The organism is Nitratireductor mangrovi (assembly GCF_007922615.2).
Lineage (GTDB): Bacteria > Pseudomonadota > Alphaproteobacteria > Rhizobiales > Rhizobiaceae > Mangrovimarina > Mangrovimarina mangrovi.
Genome location: NZ_CP042301.2, coordinates 3,310,479 through 3,332,389, shown reverse-complemented (window position 1 = coordinate 3,332,389; position 21,911 = coordinate 3,310,479). Strand labels below are relative to the sequence as shown.

Sequence of the window (21,911 nt, the reverse complement as noted above, 5' to 3'; positions counted from 1 at the left end):
TAGCGAAAGGAGCCTGCCATGTGGCCGGACCGACGCATCCTCGACCTGTTTTCGATCGAGCGTCCCATTCTGCAAGCGCCGATGGCTGGCTCTTCGGGATCCGAACTCGCGATCGCGGTCTGCGAGGCGGGCGGTCTGGGCTCGCTGCCCTGCGCCATGCTCGGCGCGGGGCAGATCCGCAACGAGATCGGCATCATCCGGCAACGAACGAACAGGCCGGTGAATCTCAATTTCTTCTGCCACACGCCGCCCGAGGCCGATCCGGCTCGGGAATCTGCCTGGCGCCGGCGGCTTGCCGGCTATTACGAAGAATTCGGCATCGATCCGGGGACCATTCCTTCCGGGCCCGGCCGCAATCCGTTCAGCGAGGAGAGCTGCGCTCTGGTCGAGGAATTGCGGCCGGAGGTGGTGAGTTTCCACTTCGGCCTGCCCGAGGCGGAGTTGCTGGTGCGCGTCAAGGCGGCCGGGGCCCGGGTGATCGCCTCGGCAACGACGGTGGCGGAAGCGGTCCTGCTCGAGCAGCGCGGCTGCGACGCGATCATCGCACAAGGCGCGGAAGCGGGCGGCCATCGCGGCATCTTCCTCAACGATGACATCAGCACGCAGCCCGGCACCATGGCGCTGGTGCCGCAGATGGTCGACGCCGTTTCGGTGCCGGTGATCGCTGCTGGCGGCATCGCGGACGGGCGCGGCATGGCGGCCGCCTTCATGCTCGGTGCGGCGGCGGTCCAGATCGGAACCGCCTATCTGCAGACGCCCGAGGCGCTGACCGGAGCCGGACACCGCGCGGCCCTTGCCGAAGCGCGCGACGACCGCACGGTACTCACCAATGTCTTTACGGGGCGTCCTGCGCGTGGGCTCTTGAACCGCATCGTCTTGGAAGTCGGGCCGATGAGCGCCGACGCGCCTGCCTTTCCGCTCGCCGTGGCGGCGGTGGCCCCCCTCAGGTCCAAGGGCGAGGCGGCGGGTACGAGCGATTTTTCGCCGCTCTGGGCCGGACAGGCCGCAGCCCTCGGTAGGGCCATCCCGGCCGGCGACCTCACGCGCGATATTGTGGACGAGGCGGCCCGTCTCCTGGCCGGCCGCGGCTGAACGAGAGCCCGAGTTAAGACTCCGCTAACCATAACCGCGTCAAAATGTCCGCATTTACATCTGGACTGCGGCTGTGGACGGACGCCTCGACGACAAGCACCAACTGACGAAGTTCATCCTGGAACTTGTCGCCGAAGGGGTGGATGTCGATGATCTCGACGTCTGCCTGGCCAGGATCGGCCCGGTCGACCTCGACCTGATGGCCGAGTGCGTCCAGGAGCTTTCCTGGTTCTTCGAAGGGCTCGAGAAGGAGCGCGACGCCGAGGCCGCATAGCGGCGGTCACCGCCTCAGCAGGAACACCGCCTGCTGGCCGAAGAAGTTCCAGAACCACCATGGCATCGAGACGCCGATCTTCTGACCATAGGCGTTGAGTGCGGTCGCGCTTTCCACCGTGGCGCCGATCTCGTCGCAAAGATTGACGAAGTCGCGGATGGTGCAGAAATGGATGTTGGGCGTGTCGTACCAGCTGTGAGGCAGGTCCGGGGTCACCGGCATGCGGCCGCGCAACAGCAGCGAGAAGCGCACGCGCCAGTGCCCGAAATTGGGGAACGAGACGATGGCGCGATCACCAATCCGCAATAGCTGCGCCAGCACTTCCTTCGGGTTGTAGGTCGCCTGCAGGGTTTGCGACAGGATGACGTAGTCGAAGCCCTTGTCGGGGTAGTAGCCGAGATCGGTGTCGGCATCGCCCTGGATCACCGACAGGCCCCGCGCCACACATTCGTTGACACCGCGCTGCGAGATCTCGATGCCACGTCCGTCGACCTGCTTCTCGCGCGCAAGCAGTTCCAGCAATTCGCCGTCGCCGCAGCCGACATCGAGGACACGGGCGCGCGGGTCGATCAGGCCCGCAACCATGCGCAGGTCGACGCGGGCTTCGTTGTTGACGCTCACAGGACCGGCTCCAGACCACGGGCCCGCGCCGCGGAATCGAGAAAGCCGCGGACGGCGGCGAACAGCTCGGGCTCGTCGAGCAGGAAGGCATCGTGGCCGCGGTCGGTCTCGATCTCGACGAAGGAGACCGACGCGCCGGCGGCATTCAGCGCCCGCACCACCATGCGGCTTTCCGCGGTCGGGAAAAGCCAGTCGGAGGTAAAGGAGACGACGCAAAAACGGGTCGGCGAATTGGCGAAGGCGTCGGCCAGGAGCCCTCCGCGGTCGGTTGCGAGGTCGAAATAGTCCATCGCCCGGGTCATGTAGAGATAGGAATTGGCGTCGAAGCGGTCGACGAAGGTCATGCCCTGGTGGCGCAGATAGCTCTCGATCTGGAAGTCGGCGTCGAAACCGAAGGTGAGGTTCTCGCGGTCCTGCAGGTTGCGCCCGAATTTCCGGTGCAGCGCCGTCTCCGACAGATAGGTGATGTGGGCGGCCATTCGTGCCACGGCTAGCCCCTTCTCGGGTCGCCGGCCTTCCTCGATGTAGCGGCCGCCGCACCAGTCGGGATCGGCCATCACCGCCTGGCGGCCGACCTCGTGAAAGGCGATGTTCTGCGCCGAATGCCGTGCGCCGGCGGCTATCGGCAGGGCGGTGAAGACGCGCTCGGGATAGCTCGCCGCCCATTCCAGCACCTGCATGCCGCCCATCGAGCCACCGATGACGGAAAACAGGCGATCGATGCCGAAATGGTCGATCAGCATCACCTGCGCACGCACCATATCGGCGATGGTGATGACGGGCAGGTCGAGACCGTAGGCGCGCCCGGTGTCCGGATTGATCGAGGCCGGTCCGGTCGAACCCAGACAGCCGCCGACGACGTTGGAGCAGATGACGAAGAAGCGATCGGTGTCGACCACCCGGCCCGGCCCGACCATCAGTTCCCACCAGCCCGGCTTGCCGGTCACGGGGTTGCGGCTGGCGACATACTGGTCGCCGGTCAGGGCATGGCAGATCAGGATGGCGTTGGAGCGCGCCTCGTTGAGTGTGCCGTAGGTTTCGTAAGCGATCTGGAACGGTGTGAGCGTCTTGCCGGAATCGAGCCGCAGCGGCCGGTCTTCGCCGAGCTTCAGCACCTGGCTCGACGGTTCGTTGGCCTGGTTCGAGGCCGTGTCGTTTCGGGCACGTCGTGCCGCCATCTTCCTACCTCGGCCGGACTTTGCCGCAGGCAGCAAAAAACCGGCAATTGCGCGCTGGCAAAGCCGGTTGATCAATCCAAACGGCCCTTTAGCGACTTGTTTAACGTGGCTGCAAGCCGACCGGCCAAATCACCACGGAGGCCGGTACTTATCCCGCAGCGGCCTTTGCGTCAACGTCAAAGCTTTGCTAGAGCAAGCCGCCTTTTCTCACTTCCGCGACAGGAACCCCAGCGATGACCCAGCCCGTGCGTCCCGAGCCGAAACCCGGTGTGATGGACATCGCCGCCTATGTTCCCGGCAAGAGTGAAGCGCCGGCGGGTGTCGCGAAGGTGTTCAAGCTGTCCTCGAACGAAAACCCGCTTGGCGCGTCGCCAAAGGCGGTGGAGGCAGTGCGCAACGTGGCGGCGGCGCTGGAGTTCTATCCCGATGGCGCGGCGAGCAGGTTGCGCGAGGCGATCGGCGAGGTGCATGGACTCAACCCGGCGAACCTGATCTGCACCAACGGCTCGGACGAGGCGCTTGGCCTCCTCGCCCAGGCCTATCTGCGTCCCGGCGACGAGGCGATTTTCACGGAGCACGGCTTCCTCGTTTACAAGATCTACATCCAGGCGGCGAGCGCGGTCCCGGTGTCGGTCAGGGAAAAGGACGAAACCGCCGATGTCGACGCCATCCTGGCGGCGGTGACCGAAAAGACGAAGATCGTCTTCCTTGCCAACCCCAACAATCCGACCGGCACATACGTCCCGTTCGAAGAGGTGCGCCGCCTGCATGCCGGTCTGCCCAAGAACGTGCTCCTAGTGCTCGACGCGGCCTATGCCGAATACGTGCGCCGCAACGACTACGAGGCCGGCATCGAGCTCGTCTCATCGTTCGAGAACGTCGTCATGACACGCACCTTCTCCAAGGCGCACGGCCTTGGCGGACTCAGGATCGGCTGGCTCTACGGGCCGGCGCATGTGATTGCGGCGCTCAACCGCACGCGCGGGCCGTTCAACGTCAACGCCGCGGCGATCGAGGCCGGGGTGGCTGCGGTCCGCGACCGCGAGCACGTCGCGAAGTCGGTCGAGCACAACGAGCAATGGCTGTCGTGGCTGACGCGGGAACTTACGAAGCTCGGCCTCCGCGTGACGCCGAGCATCGGCAACTTTGTGCTGATCCACTTTCCCGACGAAAGGCATTCGGCGGCGCTCGCCGACGACTATCTGACCGCGCGCGGCTATATCCTGCGGCGCGTCGCCGGCTACGGGTTTCCTAACGCGTTGCGCATGACGGTTGGCACCGAGGAGGCGAACCGAGGCGTGGTTGCCGCCCTCGCGGACTTTCTGAAAGACTGAAAGATGGCTGGCCCGATGTTTGAACGCGTTGCCCTGGTGGGCATCGGCCTCATCGGTTCGTCGCTCGCCCATGCGATGCGACGCGGCGGACTGGCCGGCCGCATCGCCATCGCGACACGCTCGGCGGAAACGCTGAAGCGCGCCGAAGAGCTCGGGCTTGGCGACGAATATCATGCCGACGCCGCTGTGGCGGTCGCGGGAGCTGATCTGGTCATCGTGTCGGTACCGGTCGGTGCGTCCGGCGCGGTGGCACAGACCATCGGGCCGGCGCTGAAGCCGGGCGCGATCGTCACCGATGTCGGCTCGACCAAGGGCTCGGTGATTACGCAGATGCAGCCCGAGCTTCCGGGCAATGTCCACTTCATCCCCGGCCATCCGATCGCCGGCACCGAGCATTCCGGTCCGGACGCCGGCTTTGCCGACCTGTTCGACGGGCGCTGGTGTATCCTCACGCCGCTGCCCGGCACCGACGCGGAGGCGATCAGCAGCCTGACCCGGTTCTGGGAGGCCTGCGGTTCCAAGGTCGACGTGATGGATCCGCAGCACCACGACATGGTGCTGGCCATCGTCTCGCACCTGCCGCACATCATCGCCTACAACATCGTCGGCACCGCCGACGACCTCGAAGCGGTGACCAAGTCCGAGGTGATCAAATATTCCGCCTCGGGCTTTCGCGATTTCACCCGGCTCGCCGCGTCCGATCCGACCATGTGGCGTGACGTCTGCCTGCACAATCGCGACGCCATCCTGGAGATGCTGGCGCGGTTTTCCGAAGACCTCTCGGCGCTGCAGCGCGCCGTGCGCTGGGGTGACGGCGAAAAGCTGTTCGACCTCTTCACGCGTACGCGCGCGGTGCGCAAGTCGATCATCGAGGCCGGTCAGGAAATCGACGTGCCGGATTTCGGCCGCCACGTCGTCGCGCATCCGCCGAAGCCGTAGCTTCGGTCGGGCACCCGCCTACCTCAGCGGCGGGATGTCGCCGAGGGTGACGAAGGCCAGGCGGGCCTGACCCTTGACGATGGTGAGCGGCAGGCTCGGTGTCTCGCCAAGGGCCGCGAGGCCCGCCGCCACCGATGTGACCTGGCCGCGCTGTTCGGGCATCAGATCGGCGAGGAAGGCGGCGATTTCGCGAGGCTTGTGCGCGGTGAGTTGCAGTTTCGCGTTGACCAGTCCCTCGCTGTCGACCGCGATCGGGCCGCTCACCGCGACGCGCGCGTCACCTGCAAGCATCACCGAAACGTCGCGCAGCGTTACGCTCAGGCCGCGCAAGCTTTTCGGGGGCTCGGCGGCAAGCCGCACCCCGTCGTCGATGGTCAGGTCGGCCAGGAAGCGTTCGACGTCGATCTGTCGATTGATCGCGCGTGCCGATATGCCTTCGCCGGACATCGCGATGTCGATGTCATCGCCGTTGCGGCGCAGATGGGTCTCGCCGCCGTTGGCGCTGAACACGATCAGCAGCCCGCGGCTCAGCGGGTTCTCGTCGACGCTGATCGGGCCCGAAGTGACCGAAATCCGTTCCGGCAGGGGATTGGCAATGCGGGTGCTGAAGCGAATGCCCTCGAAATGAACTCCATATGGCGTCGGCGACGCGAAGAGGTCGAACCATGCTTCGTCCAGCTCCCCGACAATGTGGGTCGGATTGTAGATCTGGGCTGCGCTGCGCAAGCCATCGGCCCTGAAGTTGAAGCGATCGTCGCGGTCGTCAAGCGCAACCTCGTCGCAGAACAGCCCGATGCGGAAGGGATAGCCGCGCGCGGTGCGGTTCGCGCAGCCGGCGCGCCCGCCATCGGAGGTGATGCGGGCGATGGCTGCGTCGGTCGCCGCTTCCAGGCGGCCGGCGGCGTAGAACCAGCCGGCCGTATAGAGCGCAGTTGCCGCGATGATGGCGATGGCCAGCCAGACAAAGCGACGGCTCATTCTCGACGGTGGCTTGCTTGACGACACGTGGTTGGCCTCGTTAACCCTTGCCGCCGGCCGGTCCTGCCGGCGACCTCCTCAGACTGGCAAGGCGATATGGGCGATTTTTGGGTGTTTGGCTATGGATCGCTGATCTGGCGGCCGGGTTTCGCCCATGTCGAGACCCGCCGCGCGCGCCTGCACGGTTTCCGGCGAGCGCTCTGCGTGCGCTCTTACGTGCATCGTGGCACGCCCGAACGTCCGGGACTGGTACTCGGTCTCGACCGCGGCGGCTCGTGCGTCGGGCTTGCCTTCCGGGTGCCCGGAGACCTGCGCGAGGAGGTGGTGGCCTATCTGCGTCAGCGCGAACTCGTCACCAATGTCTATGTGGAGCGCATCCTGCCGATCACGCTCGACCATGGTGAACGGGTCGAGGGGCTGTCCTATGTCGTCGACCGCGGCCATGAGCAATATGCCGGGCGGCTCGACGCGGGCCATGCAGCGGAAGCCGTGATCGGTGCGGTGGGGCAGTCCGGCCGCAACGAGGAGTATGTGCTCAACACGGTCGAGCATCTGGCGGCGCTCGGCATCCGCGACCATTGGCTGGAGGACGTGGCGCGTCGGGTGAAGGCGGCCTGAGCGTCAGCCGATCGCCTCGACCAGCGCAGGCAGTTCGGCCAGCGTGCCGATCTGGCGGAAGCGGGCTTCGCCGACGGGTGCGTCGACATGCTCCAGCACCCAGGTCAGTTCGTGCGGCACATGTACGCCCCAGCTGCCGGCGGCGATCGCCGGCACCACATCCGACTTCAGCGAATTGCCGACCATCATGGCGCGTTGCGGACCGTCGCCGGTGCTGGCGAAGATGCGCTGGTAGGTCTCCGGCTGCTTGTCGCTGACGATCTCGACCGCGGCGAAGAAGTCGCCGAGCCCGGACTGGGCCAGCTTGCGCTCCTGGTCGAAGAGGTCACCCTTGGTGATGAGCACGATGCGGTGAGTGGGCGCCAGCCGCTCGAGCGTCTCCTGCACATGCGGCAGCGTCTCCACCGGATGCGCGAGCATCTCGCGACCGGCGGCGAGAATCTGGCTGACGACCTCGCCGGGCACGCGGCCGCCGGTGACTTCGAGCGCCGTCTCGATCATCGAGAGTGTGAACCCCTTGATGCCGAAACCGTAAACGCCGAGATTGCGCTTCTCCGCCTCCAGCAGCCGCTCCGACAAATGGCCGGGCTCGGCGTGGTCGCCGAGAAGTTCGGCAAAGCGCTTTTCGGTCAGCCGGAAGAACTGCTCGTTCTGCCAAAGCGTGTCGTCGGCGTCGAACCCGATCGTGGTCAGCAGGCGTTCGCCGGCCATGGACTCTTCCCTCCTTGGGTCAATCGTCGGTCAGACGCTGACCGTGTCGCCGACATCGACCCCGAGCTTGCCGAGGCGCCTGCGGGCGGTCTCCGGCAGTGGCGGCGCATCGGCCGACGTTGCCGCGTCGACAAGCAGTGCGTCGACCGCAGCTTCGGTTTCGGCAACCAGCCGGCGCATGAACTCCTCCTTTTCGAGCCCCGGCAGGATCGGTGGCAGGAAACGCGCCTTGATCGTGCCCGGGAAGCGCAGGAACTTGCGCCGTGGCCAGTAGAGCCCGGCGACATGGGCGACGGGAACGACGGGCAGATCGAGTTCGGAATAAAGTTCGACGATGCCCCATTTGTAGTTCGGGTCGTCGCCCGGCGCCCGTCGGGTGCCCTCGGGATAGATGATCAGCTGGCGCGGGTTGCGGTCGAGTTCCGCACGCGTGAGCTTGATGACCGACTTAAGCGCCTTGGAACGGCTGCCGCGATCGACCGGGATCATGCGCATCTTCATGATATACCAGCCGAAGAAGGGGATCCAGGTCAGCTCGCGCTTGAGGATGTAGAGCGGGTCGTCAAGAAACGGGAAAAAGGCGATCGTGTCCCAGAACGACTGGTGCTTGGGAGCCAGGATGAAAGAGCCCTCGGGAAGGTTTTCAAGCCCGGTGATCTCGCTCTTCGTGCCGGTCATCACGCGGTAGAGCCACATGCTGGACCGCGACCAGAATTTCGGTACGAACCAGGCGAGGTGACGCGGCGCGAGGAAATAGAACGGCGTCCAGAAGATCATCTGGACGATCAGGCTGGCATAGAAGGCGACATTGAACGCCAGCGAACGAACCAGAATCATGAAGCCTTGCCCGGTGGTCGCGAGGGAGAGCCCGTAGGTAGCACCGGCGCCGCGTCAGGAAAACCGCTCATTTCCTGGGCGGCTCAGCCCCGTGCAAGCACCTTGGCGCCTGCGTCGTCGTCAGGCAGTGCGCCGCGGGCCACTGCACCGAGATATTTGAGATATTCGGTGAACAGCACCCGCAGCGCGTCGGGCTTGGCGAGCCAGCCGCCTTCCTCGAGGTTGCTGCTGACGACCGGGTAGGGCAGCAGCGCCGTGCCGGCGAGCAGTCGGCGCATCTCCAGCAGGCTGCGCGGCATATGGTAGTTGTTGGTGACGACGATGATCTTTTCGTAGGCGTTCGCGCGCACCCATTTGGCGCTTTCGGCGGCATTGCCGATCGTGTCGAGCGCCACCCTGTCGATGTCCACGCAACACGAAAACAGCGCCGCCTCGGCACCGGTGGCCTGCTGCAAATCGCCGGCCCGCGCCACCGGGTTGACGCCGCTGATCAGCAGCCGTTTGCCCTTGCCGGCCCTGAGCAGGTCGACGGCGGCATTGAGGCGAAAGTGACCGCCGGTCAAAACGACGATCGCGTCGGCGCCCGGCGGGTCGGCAGGCGTCTTCATCAGGCTGACTTCGTTGGCGAACCAGCCGAAACCGGCGACGAAGGCGGCAGCGCCGATGCCGGCCGCGAGCACGGCGGCGCGCAAGGCTCGCAGGACGCGCCTGCGCGTCCCGGAGGCGGCACGATCGCCGCTGTCAGCTTCCTCGCCCCGAACCGTCATTCAGCTTGCATAACCTTGAATTGCGGCGCGGGATAGGTACCCCGGGCGGCAGTCGACACATTTCGTTTCATCGTGTTGCGACCTGAGAACCGTGTCGTGCAGCCCTCAAATATGGTCCGTCGTGCCGACATCGACGCCCTGGAGATGGGTGACGACCGTCACATGCGACGTCGCCGCGGTGAGGACGGCGACGACGGCCACGACGACGCCGACCCCGGCATAACCTGTCGAACCGATGGCGAAGTTGCCGAACAGGGCCGTTGCCTGGTCGGCTTCGGGGGTGGCGAAATTGCGGGCCGACCACCAGCCGAAAACGATGAACACGACAATGGCGGCAAGCCCGCCGGCCGCAGCGCCCTTGATGCCGGTATAGAGGAAGTGGCGGCGGAACTGCGAGGCGATGAACCGCGCCTCGGCGCCGACATAATGCAGCACCTCGATGACGTGGCCGTTGCCGGCCATGGCGCCGCGTGTCGCGAAGACCACCGTCAGCACCGTCGCGGACAGCATCAGGATCAGCACCGCGATGCCGAGGGTCACCGTGGTGCGCGCCATGGAGACGAGGCGGTCGACCCAGTTGCGGTGGTCGTCGAGACTTGCTCCCGGCACGTCGGTTGCGACGGCGGCGCGCAAGGCGGCAAAGTCCGGTGGGGCGCTTTCGTCGATGGTGACGATCACCAGCCGCGGCACCGGCAGCTCGTCGAGGTCGAGACCGGTCCCCAGCCACGGCTCCAGCAGCCTCGCGGTTGCGTCACGGTCGACGATGCGCACCTCGGTGACGCCGTCGAAGGTTTCCGCGACAGCCTTGGCGGCGGCAAGGGCGGCCTCCATGTCGAGCCCGTCGCGGGGCCGGATCTGGATGGTCGCCTCACGCGCGATCTGCGTCTGCCAGGCGCTGGCGGTGTCTCGAACCAGGGTGACGGCGCCGACGGTGAGACAGGACAGGAAGGTCATGATGGCGATCACCGCGATCAGCGCGGTGCCGGCGACGGACTGGCCCGGGACGATCGGTGCCAGACGCCGCCGCGGTGTCGCCTTGCCGCCGGCCGGAGCGGCTTCGAGGGAGGCGTCAGTCATGGACCGTCAGCCTTCCGTCCGCCAAAACCAGGCGCCGCGCGTCGACCTGATCCATCAGGTTCAGATCGTGGGTGGCGATCAGCACGGCGGTGCCCGACCGGTTGAGCTCGATGAAGAGCCTCAGCAGCCGTCGCGCCAGCGGCGGATCGACATTGCCGGTGGGCTCGTCGGCCAGGAGGATGTCGGGTTGCTCGATCAGAGCGCGCGCGATCGCGGCGCGCTGCTTCTCGCCGCCGGACAGCACCGGCGGGTGCGCATTGAGCCGTTCACCGAGCCCGACCCATTTCAGGAGTTCGGTCACGTCGCCCCGGTAGCTCGCCTCGTCGCGCCCACGCACACGCAGCGGCAGCGCGACGTTCTCATACGTTGTCATGTGTTCAAGCAGGCGGAAATCCTGGAACACGACGCCGATCTTGCGCCTGATATGCGGCAGTTCGCGGCGCCCGATCAGCGCGCGGTCCTTGCCGAAGATGGTGATGAGGCCGCGTGTCGGCGCCAGGGACAGGAAGAGCAGCCTCAGCAGTGTCGTCTTGCCTGCGCCTGAAGGCCCGCTCAGGAACTGGAACGAACCCGCCGGGATCTGGAAGGAGATGTCGCGCAGAATCTCCGGCCCCATGCCGTAGCGAAGACCAACATTTTCGAAACGGATCACTTTGATCGGCGGTCCTGGATTGGTTGGCGGGTCCGGCGCGGCGGACCATCCCTTTGCATGGTTAATGGCCGGTTAAGCTTGCTCCACCAGGGTCCTTCTCGGGTGCCGGCGCAGCAAATCATTAACCATTTCCATTTACCCGGTGTAAGGGATTTGCAAAAGGATCGCACCCTCCGATGATCGACGCGCGCAAGGTCCGTCCGGTCTCGGGCGAAATCATGACAGACAGGCCTGAGCAGCGCCGCGCCGCGGCGAGCGGTGACGACGTCGTCGACGCTGAATATGTCACGATCCCGGCCTCGCCCGCCGGCGAAGCAAGCGTTGAGCCGCCGCGTGCGGCCGCGCGGGCCGCGGATCTGACCGGCATGCAAAGCCTGAAGCGGGGCGCACCCGTGGCCACTCCGGCCGGCCGACGTGGCGGGCCGCTGTTCTGGGCAGGCGGCTGTACGCTGGCGCTGGCGGCATTCTGGATCGCCGGCGGCCACACGCTTTCCGACGCGATCTTCGCAGCGCCGGCACCGGCGGTCGAGATGCGCATCGTCGAGCTCACCTCGCGGGTCGAGGACGCGGGCGCAGGATCACTTGTACTGGTCGACGGCAAGGTCGCCCATGGCGCTGCGGCGCCGCAACGCGCGCCCCGGCTTGCCATCGATGTCAGGGGTGACGACGGCGGCGCGACCCGCTACATACTCGATCCCGGCGGGGCGAGAATCGGGGCGGGCGAGTTGTTTCCATTCTCCAGCAGGGTTGTCGCGCCCTCCGGCGGTGTCGCCGGAGTGTCCGTGTCCGTGCTCAAGGGAGACAGTTGATGCCGGTTGTTCGCGGCAAGGAAATCGAGGTTCTGTTCAGCGCGTCGACGATTGCGCGGCGCAACCTCGAACTGGCGAAGGAGATCGCCTCGCGCGACTACCACGATCTGCTCGTGGTCTCGATCCTCAAGGGATCGTTCATCTTCGCGGCCGACCTGATCCGCGCCATGCATGACGCCGGCGCGTCGCCCGAAGTCGAGTTCATCTTCATCTCCAGCTACGGGACCGGCACAGTGAGCGGCGAGGTCAAGGTGCTGCGCGACATCGACAACGATGTCGCCGGCCGCGACATCCTCCTGATTGACGACATCTTGGAATCCGGCAAGACGCTGAAGTTCACCCGCGAACTGATGCTGTCGCGGGGTGCGCGCAGCGTGTCGATCGCCGTGCTGCTCGACAAGCGCACGCGCCGCCAGACATCGGTAGACGCCGACTTTGTCGGCTTCGAATGCCCGGACTATTTCGTCGTCGGCTATGGCATGGATGTCGCGCACGCCTTTCGCGAATTGCCCTTCGTCGGGGTGGTCAAGGGTGATGCTGCGGAGTAACCACCGGTTCAGGGAACCGAAAGCTTTCAGGTGCAGTTTCCCGGCATGGCCAGAATCCTGATCGTGGAAGATGACGAGCCCGTCCGCTCCCTCGCCGCCCGGGCGCTGGAGCGCGACGGCCATTCCGTCGACACGGCCGAGGATGGCGAAATCGGCCTTGACCTCATTCGCGCGGCGTCGGGCGGCTACGACCTCGTCGTTTCCGACATCCGCATGCCTGGCATGGACGGCATCGCCATGGCGCAGGCGGCGGTGACGGCTTTCCCGTCGCTGAGGATCATGCTTGTCACCGGCTATGCCGAACAGCGTGAACGCGCTGCCGAACTTGACGGGGTCATCGTCGATGTCGTGCAGAAGCCCTTCACGCTCACGCAGATCAGGGAAAAGGTGCGCGAGCATCTCGCCTGAGCCCTGCCTCCGCCGCGCGCCGTGCCTTGCCGCTTGTGGCAATTCGTCCTAGACCGGCGCTGCCGGCGGGCCGACAACGTCACGGAAGGGCGGAGATGACCAAGACCGATATTGCCAAGCGTGTCTATGACCACACGTGGAAGCTCGATCCGATCATCCGCAGCCTGCTCGACACGGATTTCTACAAGCTTCTGATGCTGCAGATGATCTGGGGTCTCTACCCGGACGTCAATGCCACCTTCTCGCTGATCAACCGCACGAAATCGGTTCGCCTCGCCGACGAGATCGACATCGGAGAGTTGCGCGAGCAGCTCGACCATGCGCGCACGCTGAGATTCTCCAAGAAGGAGATGATCTGGTTGGCCGGCAACACGTTTTACGGCAGCAAGCAGATTTTCCGGCCCGACTTCCTGGCCTGGCTGGAAGAATTCCAGTTGCCCGAATACGAGTTGACCCGCCGCGATGGGCAGTTCGAACTGCGCTTCCCCGGCCGCTGGAAGGAAACCAGCATGTGGGAAATCCCGGCGCTCGCCATCATCAACGAATTGCGCTCGCGCGCCACGCTTAGGGAGATGGGGCCGTTCGCCCTCGACGTGCTTTACGCGCGCGCCAAGGCCAAGGTGTGGTCCAAGGTCGAGCGGTTGCGCGCACTGCCGGATGTGCGGATTTCGGATTTCGGTACGCGCCGACGCCATTCCTTCCTGTGGCAACGCTGGTGCGTGGAGGCGCTGAAGGAGGGGTTGGGCGATTCGCTCAGTGGCACCAGTAACGTCAAGCTCGCCATGGATACCGACCTGGAGGCGTTGGGCACCAATGCGCATGAGCTGCCGATGGTGCTGGCGGCCCTTGCCCGCGACGACAACGAGCTGCTGACCGCGCCCTACCAGGTGCTCCAGGACTGGAACATTTATTACGGCGGCAATTTGCTCATCGTGCTGCCGGACACGTTCGGCACCGATTCCTTCCTCCGCGGAGCCCCGGACTGGGTCGCGGACTGGACCGGCTTCAGGCCGGACAGCGCGCCGGCGATCGAGGGCGGCGAGAAGATCATTTCCTGGTGGAAGGAGCGCGGCCGCGATCCGCGCGACAAGCTGCTGATCTTCTCCGACGGGCTCGACGTCGACACGATCGAGGCCGCCTACCATCATTTCCGTGGCCGGGTGCGCATGGCGTTCGGCTGGGGCACCAATCTGACCAATGATTTCGAAGGCTGCGCGCCGCGCGAGATCGACAGCCTCAACGCTATTTCGATCGTGTGCAAGGTCAGCGAGGCTAATGGCCGGCCGGCGGTCAAGCTTTCCGACAACCCGCAAAAGGCAACGGGCGATGCCGCCGAGATAAGGCGTTATCTCGAGCTGTTCGGCGCGACGGGGCGCATCGCCAAGCCGGTCAAGGTCTGACGCGGTTCGACCGCCTGCGGCGTCTGTCCCGGCGACGACGATTGGTTTTCTGACCAAAAGGTCCGGTTTAACGGAGAATTAGCTGCCTTCCCTTACGCTCGCCTCAGGTCAGGGGGACGAGATGCGTGGGGCATTCGCCGAGAGCCGTCATGTCCGGCCGGATTCAGGCCGGGACTTGCCGTGCCAGACATGGTCTGGCACGCACGGTCGCGCGTGGCTCGTGAGGGTTGGGATCGCATGAACATTCAGGTTTCGAGCACATCAGGGCAAGGCGGCGCGCCGACGGGTCCCGGGTCCGACATTGCCACCAAGATCGCGCTGGCGATGCGCGCGATGGGAGTGGCCGGGTTGCCGCGAAACTATGAAATCTTCTACGAGGTGTTCGCGGGAACCAATCCCGATCTCAACGCCGAACTCGGTACGCTCGGCAACCGGCCGCGCCAGGAGGATCTCGACCGGCTGAGCATCAAATATTTCGTACAGGCGAGCAACCAGGTCTTCGTCGAGGGCATCCGCGACCAGATTGCCGGCAAGGTCGAGGAGGTGATGGTTCTGTTCGAGAAGGAACGGGTCCAGCTCGAGCGCTACGGCTCGATCCTCAACCAGACCTCGGACGGTTTGCGCCAGCGCAACCTGGTGACGCAAGAGATCTTGCAGCGCATCTCCACCATCATGTCGGCGGCGACCGATTCCAAGATCGAACAGGGCAAGCAGTTCGTTACCTCGATCGCGGACAAGTCGGCCGAACTCGAGGAAGTCAAGACCAAGCTCGAGGAATACAAGAAGCTCGCCGACACCGATCCGCTGACCCAGCTCTACAACCGCCGCGCCTTCGACAAGGTCATGGCGTGCGTCTACGACGATCGCAAGAAGGTCATGTACACCAGCCTGGTCATCGTCGACATCGACCGTTTCAAGCAGATCAACGATCGCTTCGGCCACCCCGTCGGCGACAAGATCATCCAGCGTGTTGCCGGCATCGTGCAGTCGGCGGTGCCGGACGAGGTCTTTGTCGCGCGCACCGGCGGCGAGGAATTCGCCATCATTATCGAGGAGACCACCGAAGAGGCGGCGCACGACCTTGCCGAAACCGTTCGCAAGACGGTCGAGAAACTCGCTGCCACCAGCAATGGTACCGGGCTGTCCAGCGGTTCGATCACTGTCTCGGCCGGCATCTGCATGGCCGCCCACGCCGACAGCGCCGACGACCTCTACGTCAAGGCCGACCGCGCGCTCTATGTCTCCAAGGCCAATGGCCGTAACCGGTGCACGCGGTTTTCAGAGCTTCCGGACATGAAGTCGGCCAAGGGCTGGCGCATCTACAGCCGCGACTGACCGGCCAAGACATCCTTCGTAAACAGTCGGTCACCGCCGTGATGAGAATCCGGCGGAAATCTCTAACCGTGTCTTCACGGGCCACGATTACCCTTTGCTCACGATTGATGAGGGGGTTGCGTCGATGGCCGACGATCTCGGGCAGCGTTTTGCTATCAACTGGCCGTGGCTCAAGGAGTCACGGCTCTTCCGCTGGACACTTGCCGGCACCGTGTGGTGCCTGATGGTGTCGGCAGGCTACCACGCCATGGCGCTTGCCGGGCTGGGCAGCGAGGAATTCCGCAAGGGACTGCCGGCGGCAGCCGTGCTGTCGCTGGTGCTGGGAGGGCCGATCCTGCTCTTCCTGGTCTTCAAGCTGCGCGAGCTGGCGCTCGCCAACCAGCGGCTCGGCGTCGTCGCTTCGACCGACAGCCTGACGTCGTGCCTCAACCGGGGTGCGTTCTCCGACCGGGTCGACGCGCGGCTTTCCGACGACGGCCGCAGCAACCGCCGCATCAAGGGCGCGCTGCTGATCATCGATGCGGACCATTTCAAGTCGATCAACGATACCTTCGGCCACGACCTCGGCGACGAGGCGTTACGCGTGATCGCCAGCGCGATCCGTGGCCAGGTGCGCAAGGGCGATCTGGTCGGTCGTCTCGGCGGCGAGGAGTTCGGCGTCTTTCTGCCCGGCGCCTCGCAGGAGAACGCAGTGGGTGTTGCCGAACGGATCCGGCGCAGCATCTCCGAGCTCAGCTTCCGTCCGATGGGCAAGCCGCACCGGCTGACGGTCAGCGTCGGCGGTGTCAGCTTCGAGGACCAGCTCGGCTTCGTCGAACTCTACCGCATAGCCGACCGCCGCCTCTATCAGGCCAAGCATGGCGGCCGCAATCGCATCGAGCTGACGCATGTCCAGGCCTATGATGCGCACGACCTGACCGCGCTGCATTAGCGTTCGCCGAAGCCGCGCGATGCCGGCACCAGTTACGCAAAAGGGCGGCGGAACCTCTGGTTTCCGCCGCCCTTCGACGTTCGCGCCCCGGGATCAGCGCGTGGGAACCGGGTGCTCGCCGCGATAGTCGTAGAAACCGCGGCCCGCCTTGCGACCAAGCCAGCCGGCCTCGACATATTTCACCAGCAACGGGCAAGGGCGATACTTGGAATCTGCCAACCCGTCGTAAAGCACCTGCATGATCGACAGGCAGGTATCGAGGCCGATGAAGTCGGCGAGCTGAAGCGGGCCCATCGGATGGTTGGCGCCGAGCTTCATGGCAGTGTCGATCGCTTCGACCGAGCCGACGCCCTCATAGAGCGTGTAGATCGCCTCGTTGATCATCGGCAGCAGGATGCGGTTGACGATGAAGGCGGGGAAATCCTCCGCCACGGTGATGGTCTTGTCGAGCCTGGTCACGAAGGCCTTGGCGGCCTCGAAGGTCACATCCTCTGTGGCAATGCCGCGCACCACCTCAACCAGCTTCATCACCGGCACCGGATTCATGAAGTGGATTCCGATGAAGCGCTCCGGCCGGTCGGTCTGCGCGGCAAGCCGCGTGATCGAGATCGAGGACGTGTTGGTGGCGAGCATCGCTTCCGGATTGAGGGTCGGGCAGAGCTGCGCGAAAATCTTGCGCTTGACGGTCTCGTCCTCGGTCGCGGCCTCGATGACCAGATCGCAGGTCGCGAGATCGGCGAGCGTTTCGGCGCCGGCAATCCGACCCATCGCGTCCGAGCGCTCCTTTTCGCCCAGCTTGCCCGAGGTCACCTGCCGCGCCATGTTGCCGTTGATTGTGGCGATGCCGGTCTCGATCCTGTCCGGCGAGATGTCGTGCAGGAAGACCTTGTAGCCGGCGAGCGCGCAGACATGCGCTATGCCGCCTCCCATCTGGCCCGCGCCGATGATGCCGACGGTCTGGATTGTCATTGGTGGTGATCCCGTGGAAAGCGGTTGCGCCCGAATTGTGCAGTCGCGAAAAATAGAAGCCGGGGCGACTTTCGTCCACCCCGGCTTTTGGCGTTGGCTGGCGCTGCGGTTTTGGGTCTCAGAGCGCCTTTTCGAGTTCCGGCAGGGCCTGGAAGAGGTCGGCGACGAGGCCGTAGTCGGCAACCTGGAAGATGGGCGCTTCCTCGTCCTTGTTGATGGCGACGATGACCTTGGAATCCTTCATGCCGGCCAGGTGCTGGATGGCGCCGGAAATGCCGCAGGCGATATAGAGGTCGGGCGCGACGACCTTGCCGGTCTGGCCGACCTGCCAGTCGTTGGGCGCATAGCCGGCATCGACCGCGGCGCGGCTGGCGCCGACGGCCGCGCCCAGCTTGTCGGCGACCGGAAGGATGACCTCCTGGAACTTTTCCGACGAACCGAGCGCACGGCCGCCCGAGATGATGATCTTGGCCGAGGTCAGCTCCGGGCGGTCGCTTTCCGACAGCTTGTTCTCCACGAAGCTCGACACGCCCAGATCATCGGCCGCGGCGACGGTCTCGACCGACGCCGAGCCGCCTTCGCCCGCCGCCTGGAAGGCGGCGGTGCGTACCGTGATCACCTTCCTGGCGTCGCTCGCCTCGACTGTCTGGATGGCGTTGCCGGCATAGATCGGCCGCTTGAAGGTCTTGGCGTCGACGACCTCGATGATGTCGGAGATCTGCATGACGTCGAGCAGCGCGGCCGCGCGCGGCATCACGTTCTTGCCCATGGTCGTGGCAGGCGCCACCAGCGCGTCGTAGCCGTCGGCAAGCGACACGATCAGCGCGGCCAGCGGCTCGGCCAGGCGCTGGTCGAGCGCGTCGGCCTCGGCCAGCAGCACCTTGCGCACGCCGGCGAGCTTTGCGGCGGCGTCGGCGACGCCCTTGGCGCCCTTGCCGGCGACCAGAATGTCGACGTCACCGCCGAGCCCGGCCGCGGCCGACAGCGCCTTGGCGGTCTGGTCGGAAAGGGTTTCGTTGTCGTGTTCGGCAATCAGCAATGTGGCCATGGTCTTTTCCCTTGCTTGCCGCTCTGGCACCGGACGCCGGAACCCCGGTCAGATCGTGCCGAAAGCGGCTGGATTCGAGACCCGGAGCGGGGCGTACCCTGGTACGCGACCTCCGGAAGCGCAAAAGCCGGCCGCTTGCAGGCCGGCGGAATTCCTCAGAGCACGCCGGCTTCGTTCTTGAGCTTGTCGACCAGCTCGGCCACGTCCTTGACCTTCACGCCCGCCTTGCGGCCGCCCGGCTCCTCGGTCTTGAGAATCTTCAGCCGCGGCGCGGTGTCGACGCCGTAATCGCCGGGCGCCTTCTCGTCGAGCGGCTTCTTCTTGGCCTTCATGATGTTGGGCAGCGAGGCGTAGCGCGGCTGGTTCAGACGCAGGTCCGTGGTCACCACCGCCGGCAGCGTCAGTTCCACCGTCTGCAGGCCACCGTCGACCTCGCGCGTCACCTTCGCCTTGCCGCCGTCAAGCTCGACCTTGGAGGCGAACGTGCCCTGCGCCCAACCCAGAAGCGCGGCCAGCATCTGTCCGGTCTGGTTGGAGTCGTCGTCGATCGCCTGCTTGCCGAGGATCACCAGTTCGGGCTTTTCCTCGTCCACGATGCCCTTCAGGATCTTGGCCACCGCCAGCGGTTCGACCGCGTCGTCGGTCTTGACTAGGATGCCGCGGTCGGCGCCCATGGCAAGCGCGGTGCGGATCGTCTCCTGAGCCTGCTGCGGGCCGATCGAAACCGCCACGATCTCCTCGACCTTGCCGGCCTCCTTGAGACGGATCGCTTCCTCGACCGAAATCTCGTCGAACGGGTTCATCGACATCTTCACATTCGCCAATTCGACGCCCGAGCCGTCGGCCTTCACCCGCGGCTTCACATTCGCATCGATCACCCGCTTAACAGGAACGAGGACTTTCATGCGCTCTCAACCTCTCTCTGGACAGAAATTTGTCGCGGCCTTTAGCACCTGCGCCACCGTCGCGGCTAGTCCGAAGCCGACATTCGGACGGAAAATCGATCCTGGAAGCGGCGGATGCCGGATGGGTGGCGGGAATAGTTCCGATTGACGTTTACGTCAACCGGAGCTCATTGCCTGCCCCAGCGGGGTCTCCCGGTTTCGGCCGGACTTGCGGTCGCCGGCCCCGCTTCCACCTCAACGGCCTCCGGGGTGACGATCGAGCGGTCGAACAGAGGCACGCCGCGGCGGCGCAGTACCAGCACGAGCACCGCGCCGGCGACGATGCCACCGACATGAGCCGCCCATGAAATCTGGTCTTCGGGCGCCAGGCCGAGCATCGCCAGCTGGAAGACGATCCATAGCGCCAGCGGGATGAAGGCGGGAATTCTGAGCGGGATGCGGCCAAAGGCGAGCACCCACACCTTCACGCGCGGGTGCAGCATGAGATAAGCAGCGACGATACCGGCCACCGCGCCCGACGCGCCGATCAGCGGCGCCTCCGATCCGGGCGCCATGGCGCCGTGCAGCCAGGCTCCGGCGGCCGCGCAGATCAGGTAGAAGATCAGGTAGCGGAAATGGCCAAGCGCATCCTCGACATTGTCGCCAAACACCCACAGGAACAGCATGTTGCCGCCGACATGGAAAATGTCGCCATGCAGGAAGGCATAGGTGATGTAGGTGAAGTTCTCCGGCAGGATGACGAATTGCGGCGGCAATTCTACGAGATCGTTGACGACCGCCGGCACGTAGCCAAGGCCGTAGACGGCGGCCTGCAACGTGCTGTCGGCGGAAAGAGCGGTGAGAAAGAAGATCAGCACATTAGCGGCGATCAGGCCGATCGTGACATATTGCAGCTTGATGTGCTTGAGGCTGTTGGCGTCATGCAGTGGAATGAACATGGCCGCCAGCCCCCTCAAGTCAGCGATTAGCGCCCGGCACCCATAGCACGTCGCTCGCGCCATTGTCATTGACGGCGCGCGAGGCGACAAAGAGCAGGTCGGAGACCCGGTTGATATAGCGCAGAGCGTCGGCACTCACGCTCTCACTGGCGGCCAGCGCCACCATCTGGCGCTCGGCGCGGCGGGCAACTGTGCGGGCGAGGTGGAGGCTGGCGGCGGCCGGGGAGCCACCCGGCAGCACGAAGGAGCGCAAAGGCTCCAGCGCGGCGTTGAGCCGGTCGATCTCGGCCTCGACGCGGACGACCTGCGCGGCAGCGATGCGCAGCGGCTCGAATTTCATCGGCTTGTCGGAGGGTGGCGTCGCGAGGTCGGCGCCGAGATCGAACAGATCGTTCTGGACCCGCGCCAGGATGTCGTCGATCTCGCCTTCCGTGTGAAGCCGGGCCAACCCGATGCAGGAATTGGTTTCATCCACGGTGCCGAAGGCTTCGACGCGCAGATCCGCCTTCGGCCGCCGTTCGCCGGTCACCAGGCCGGTGGTGCCGTCGTCGCCGGTGCGGGTGTAGATCTTGTTGAGCTTGACCAAGCCGCCTCCGGGAATCAGCTGCCGCCGCGGGAAAGATAGAGCGCCAGCATGATGAAGAGCAACGCGACGAACTGGAGAAACACACGTGCCTGCATCAGCTTGTTGGAGGTGTTGGCGGAGCCGCCGCGCATCATGTTGACAAGCCCGCGCACCAGAACGATCGCGACCGCGACCATGAAAAGCACGGCAAGCACGTTGAACACGGTCGACATGGCGGATTCTCCCGAATTGGGCGGGCGGTAGCGGACCGGTCTAAGCCGTCACGCCTGACTTGTCAGCATCTTGTAGAACAATGGTGCCGGCAGCAGCCTTTTCAACAGGAGGCCGGTCTTCGCTGGAACGGTGACCGGGTAGTGCGGGCGCGGGTGCCGGCTTTCGAGCGCATGCTCCAGCACCTTCATCACCGCTTCCGGTCCCAGCTTGAAGCGCGAACGGGTGCCGCCGGCGCGAAGGCGCGCCAGTTGCGCCTCATAGGCGTCGCGGTGGCTTGACGCCCAGCCCGAGGATCGACGAGCAATGAACAATGCGGCCGGCGCGCTGCCGCCGCATGACCGGCACGATCTTGCGCGTGAGGTCATGCCAGCCAAACAGGTTGACCTCGAACTGATCGCGCAGCGCCTCGACCGGCAGATCCTCGACCGCGCCGGGCTGGGCATGGGCGCCATTGTTGAAGAGGGCGTCGATCCGGCCGTCGCCCCGCGCCATTGCCGTTTCCACGAGGGCCGAGATCGAATCGGGCTCGCGGTAATCCATGCGGACGGCGGTCATTCCGGCCGCCTGCAGCGCCGTGATGTCGGCGTCGTTGCGGGCGGTCGCGACCACCCGCCAGCCGCGCGCGTGAAGTGCCCTGGCACAATGCGCTCCGATGCCCGACGAGGCGCCCGTGACGATGATGGTGCGTTGTCGATCCATGTCGTCGCGCCTCCTTACGGCGATTCACGGCTTGCCAATGGCGC

General features: G+C 65.3%; 25 protein-coding genes, 1 pseudogene and 1 riboswitch. Of the genes and pseudogenes, 11 read left to right on the top strand and 15 right to left on the bottom strand.

What is annotated here, in order from left to right; all coding sequences use genetic code 11:
* Nucleotides 1–18 precede the first annotated feature (18 nt).
* The gene (locus FQ775_RS16210; protein WP_146301639.1) at nt 19–1,092 is read left to right on the top strand and encodes an NAD(P)H-dependent flavin oxidoreductase; all 1,074 of its coding nucleotides are present in this window, start codon (nt 19–21) and stop codon (nt 1,090–1,092) included.
* A 73-nt stretch (nt 1,093–1,165) separates the two neighbouring features.
* Entirely contained in the window at nt 1,166–1,366 is a 201-nt protein-coding gene (locus FQ775_RS16205) for a hypothetical protein (protein WP_146301638.1), read from the top strand.
* 6 nt (nt 1,367–1,372) lie between these two features.
* On the opposite strand, the gene metW is transcribed toward FQ775_RS16205, so the two are convergent.
* Nucleotides 1,373–1,987 (bottom strand): methionine biosynthesis protein MetW, encoded by a 615-nt coding sequence (gene metW, locus FQ775_RS16200; protein WP_146301637.1) that lies wholly within the window; start codon nt 1,985–1,987, stop codon nt 1,373–1,375.
* Nucleotides 1,984–3,165, bottom strand: coding sequence for a homoserine O-acetyltransferase MetX (metX, locus tag FQ775_RS16195; RefSeq protein ID WP_146301636.1), 1,182 nt, complete (start codon nt 3,163–3,165; stop codon nt 1,984–1,986). The genes metW and metX overlap by 4 nt, the downstream gene beginning before the upstream one ends.
* A 68-nt stretch (nt 3,166–3,233) precedes the next feature.
* A riboswitch (SAM riboswitch) is annotated at nt 3,234–3,311 on the bottom strand.
* Between the two features lie 87 nt (nt 3,312–3,398).
* On the opposite strand from metX, the gene hisC reads away from it, so the two are divergent.
* Together hisC and FQ775_RS16185 are read left to right on the top strand one after the other, a co-directional pair.
* Nucleotides 3,399–4,499 carry a histidinol-phosphate transaminase gene (gene hisC / locus FQ775_RS16190; RefSeq protein ID WP_146301635.1) on the top strand — a complete coding sequence of 367 codons (1,101 nt, stop codon included), beginning with the start codon at nt 3,399–3,401 and terminating at the stop codon, nt 4,497–4,499.
* Between the two features lie 3 nt (nt 4,500–4,502).
* The gene (locus FQ775_RS16185; RefSeq protein ID WP_206064768.1) at nt 4,503–5,438 is read left to right on the top strand and encodes a prephenate/arogenate dehydrogenase family protein; all 936 of its coding nucleotides are present in this window, start codon (nt 4,503–4,505) and stop codon (nt 5,436–5,438) included.
* A gap of 18 nt (nt 5,439–5,456) precedes the next feature.
* Here FQ775_RS16185 and FQ775_RS16180 read toward each other — a convergent pair whose 3' ends face one another.
* The gene (locus FQ775_RS16180) at nt 5,457–6,416 is read right to left on the bottom strand and encodes a DUF2125 domain-containing protein (RefSeq protein WP_146301633.1); all 960 of its coding nucleotides are present in this window, start codon (nt 6,414–6,416) and stop codon (nt 5,457–5,459) included.
* Between the two features lie 96 nt (nt 6,417–6,512).
* On the opposite strand from FQ775_RS16180, the gene FQ775_RS16175 reads away from it, so the two are divergent.
* On the top strand, nt 6,513–7,034 hold the full coding sequence (locus FQ775_RS16175) for a gamma-glutamylcyclotransferase (protein WP_146301632.1): 522 nt from the start codon (nt 6,513–6,515) through the stop codon (nt 7,032–7,034).
* A gap of 3 nt (nt 7,035–7,037) precedes the next feature.
* Here the strand turns inward: FQ775_RS16175 and FQ775_RS16170 are convergent, their stop codons facing one another.
* From FQ775_RS16170 to ftsE, 5 genes are all read right to left on the bottom strand, one after another.
* The gene (locus FQ775_RS16170) at nt 7,038–7,745 is read right to left on the bottom strand and encodes an HAD family hydrolase (RefSeq protein ID WP_146301631.1); all 708 of its coding nucleotides are present in this window, start codon (nt 7,743–7,745) and stop codon (nt 7,038–7,040) included.
* A gap of 30 nt (nt 7,746–7,775) precedes the next feature.
* On the bottom strand, nt 7,776–8,582 hold the full coding sequence (locus tag FQ775_RS16165; protein WP_146301630.1) for a lysophospholipid acyltransferase family protein: 807 nt from the start codon (nt 8,580–8,582) through the stop codon (nt 7,776–7,778).
* A gap of 83 nt (nt 8,583–8,665) precedes the next feature.
* A complete protein-coding gene (locus tag FQ775_RS16160) occupies nt 8,666–9,349 on the bottom strand; it encodes a YdcF family protein (RefSeq protein ID WP_146301629.1) in 684 nt (227 codons plus the stop codon).
* A gap of 105 nt (nt 9,350–9,454) precedes the next feature.
* On the bottom strand, nt 9,455–10,426 hold the full coding sequence (locus tag FQ775_RS16155; RefSeq protein WP_146301628.1) for a cell division protein FtsX: 972 nt from the start codon (nt 10,424–10,426) through the stop codon (nt 9,455–9,457).
* Nucleotides 10,419–11,078, bottom strand: coding sequence for a cell division ATP-binding protein FtsE (gene ftsE / locus FQ775_RS16150; protein WP_146301627.1), 660 nt, complete (start codon nt 11,076–11,078; stop codon nt 10,419–10,421). The genes FQ775_RS16155 and ftsE overlap by 8 nt, the downstream gene beginning before the upstream one ends.
* Nucleotides 11,079–11,254: 176 nt before the next feature.
* Between ftsE and FQ775_RS16145 the strand changes: the two genes are divergently transcribed.
* From FQ775_RS16145 to FQ775_RS16120, 6 genes are all read left to right on the top strand, one after another.
* The gene (locus FQ775_RS16145) at nt 11,255–11,887 is read left to right on the top strand and encodes a hypothetical protein (protein WP_146301626.1); all 633 of its coding nucleotides are present in this window, start codon (nt 11,255–11,257) and stop codon (nt 11,885–11,887) included.
* Nucleotides 11,887–12,435 (top strand): hypoxanthine phosphoribosyltransferase, encoded by a 549-nt coding sequence (gene hpt / locus FQ775_RS16140; RefSeq protein WP_146301625.1) that lies wholly within the window; start codon nt 11,887–11,889, stop codon nt 12,433–12,435. The genes FQ775_RS16145 and hpt overlap by 1 nt, the downstream gene beginning before the upstream one ends.
* Before the next feature lie 45 nt (nt 12,436–12,480).
* Nucleotides 12,481–12,843, top strand: coding sequence for a response regulator (locus FQ775_RS16135; protein ID WP_146301624.1), 363 nt, complete (start codon nt 12,481–12,483; stop codon nt 12,841–12,843).
* A 95-nt stretch (nt 12,844–12,938) separates the two neighbouring features.
* Nucleotides 12,939–14,243 carry a nicotinate phosphoribosyltransferase gene (pncB, locus tag FQ775_RS16130; protein WP_146301623.1) on the top strand — a complete coding sequence of 435 codons (1,305 nt, stop codon included), beginning with the start codon at nt 12,939–12,941 and terminating at the stop codon, nt 14,241–14,243.
* Nucleotides 14,244–14,480: 237 nt separating this feature from the next.
* Nucleotides 14,481–15,578, top strand: a complete 1,098-nt coding sequence (locus tag FQ775_RS16125) for a GGDEF domain-containing protein (protein WP_146301622.1) — start codon at nt 14,481–14,483, stop codon at nt 15,576–15,578.
* Between the two features lie 124 nt (nt 15,579–15,702).
* Nucleotides 15,703–16,509: a GGDEF domain-containing protein gene (locus FQ775_RS16120; RefSeq protein WP_146301621.1), complete on the top strand. Its 807-nt coding sequence runs from the start codon at nt 15,703–15,705 to the stop codon at nt 16,507–16,509.
* A 93-nt stretch (nt 16,510–16,602) separates the two neighbouring features.
* Here the strand turns inward: FQ775_RS16120 and FQ775_RS16115 are convergent, their stop codons facing one another.
* The 7 genes and pseudogenes from FQ775_RS16115 to FQ775_RS16085 form a co-directional block, all read right to left on the bottom strand.
* Nucleotides 16,603–17,478, bottom strand: coding sequence for a 3-hydroxybutyryl-CoA dehydrogenase (locus FQ775_RS16115; RefSeq protein ID WP_146301620.1), 876 nt, complete (start codon nt 17,476–17,478; stop codon nt 16,603–16,605).
* Between the two features lie 118 nt (nt 17,479–17,596).
* Nucleotides 17,597–18,526 carry an electron transfer flavoprotein subunit alpha/FixB family protein gene (locus FQ775_RS16110; RefSeq protein ID WP_167813013.1) on the bottom strand — a complete coding sequence of 310 codons (930 nt, stop codon included), beginning with the start codon at nt 18,524–18,526 and terminating at the stop codon, nt 17,597–17,599.
* Nucleotides 18,527–18,681: 155 nt separating this feature from the next.
* Nucleotides 18,682–19,431, bottom strand: a complete 750-nt coding sequence (locus tag FQ775_RS16105; RefSeq protein ID WP_146300176.1) for an electron transfer flavoprotein subunit beta/FixA family protein — start codon at nt 19,429–19,431, stop codon at nt 18,682–18,684.
* Nucleotides 19,432–19,598: 167 nt separating this feature from the next.
* Complete coding sequence (locus FQ775_RS16100; RefSeq protein WP_146300175.1) at nt 19,599–20,369, bottom strand: rhomboid family intramembrane serine protease; 771 nt, start codon at nt 20,367–20,369, stop codon at nt 19,599–19,601.
* Between the two features lie 19 nt (nt 20,370–20,388).
* Complete coding sequence (locus tag FQ775_RS16095; RefSeq protein WP_146300174.1) at nt 20,389–20,955, bottom strand: cob(I)yrinic acid a,c-diamide adenosyltransferase; 567 nt, start codon at nt 20,953–20,955, stop codon at nt 20,389–20,391.
* Nucleotides 20,956–20,969: 14 nt separating this feature from the next.
* Nucleotides 20,970–21,167, bottom strand: a complete 198-nt coding sequence (locus FQ775_RS16090; protein WP_146300173.1) for a twin transmembrane helix small protein — start codon at nt 21,165–21,167, stop codon at nt 20,970–20,972.
* A 48-nt stretch (nt 21,168–21,215) separates the two neighbouring features.
* Nucleotides 21,216–21,867: pseudogene (locus tag FQ775_RS16085) on the bottom strand (SDR family NAD(P)-dependent oxidoreductase).
* Nucleotides 21,868–21,911: the final 44 nt, after the last annotated feature.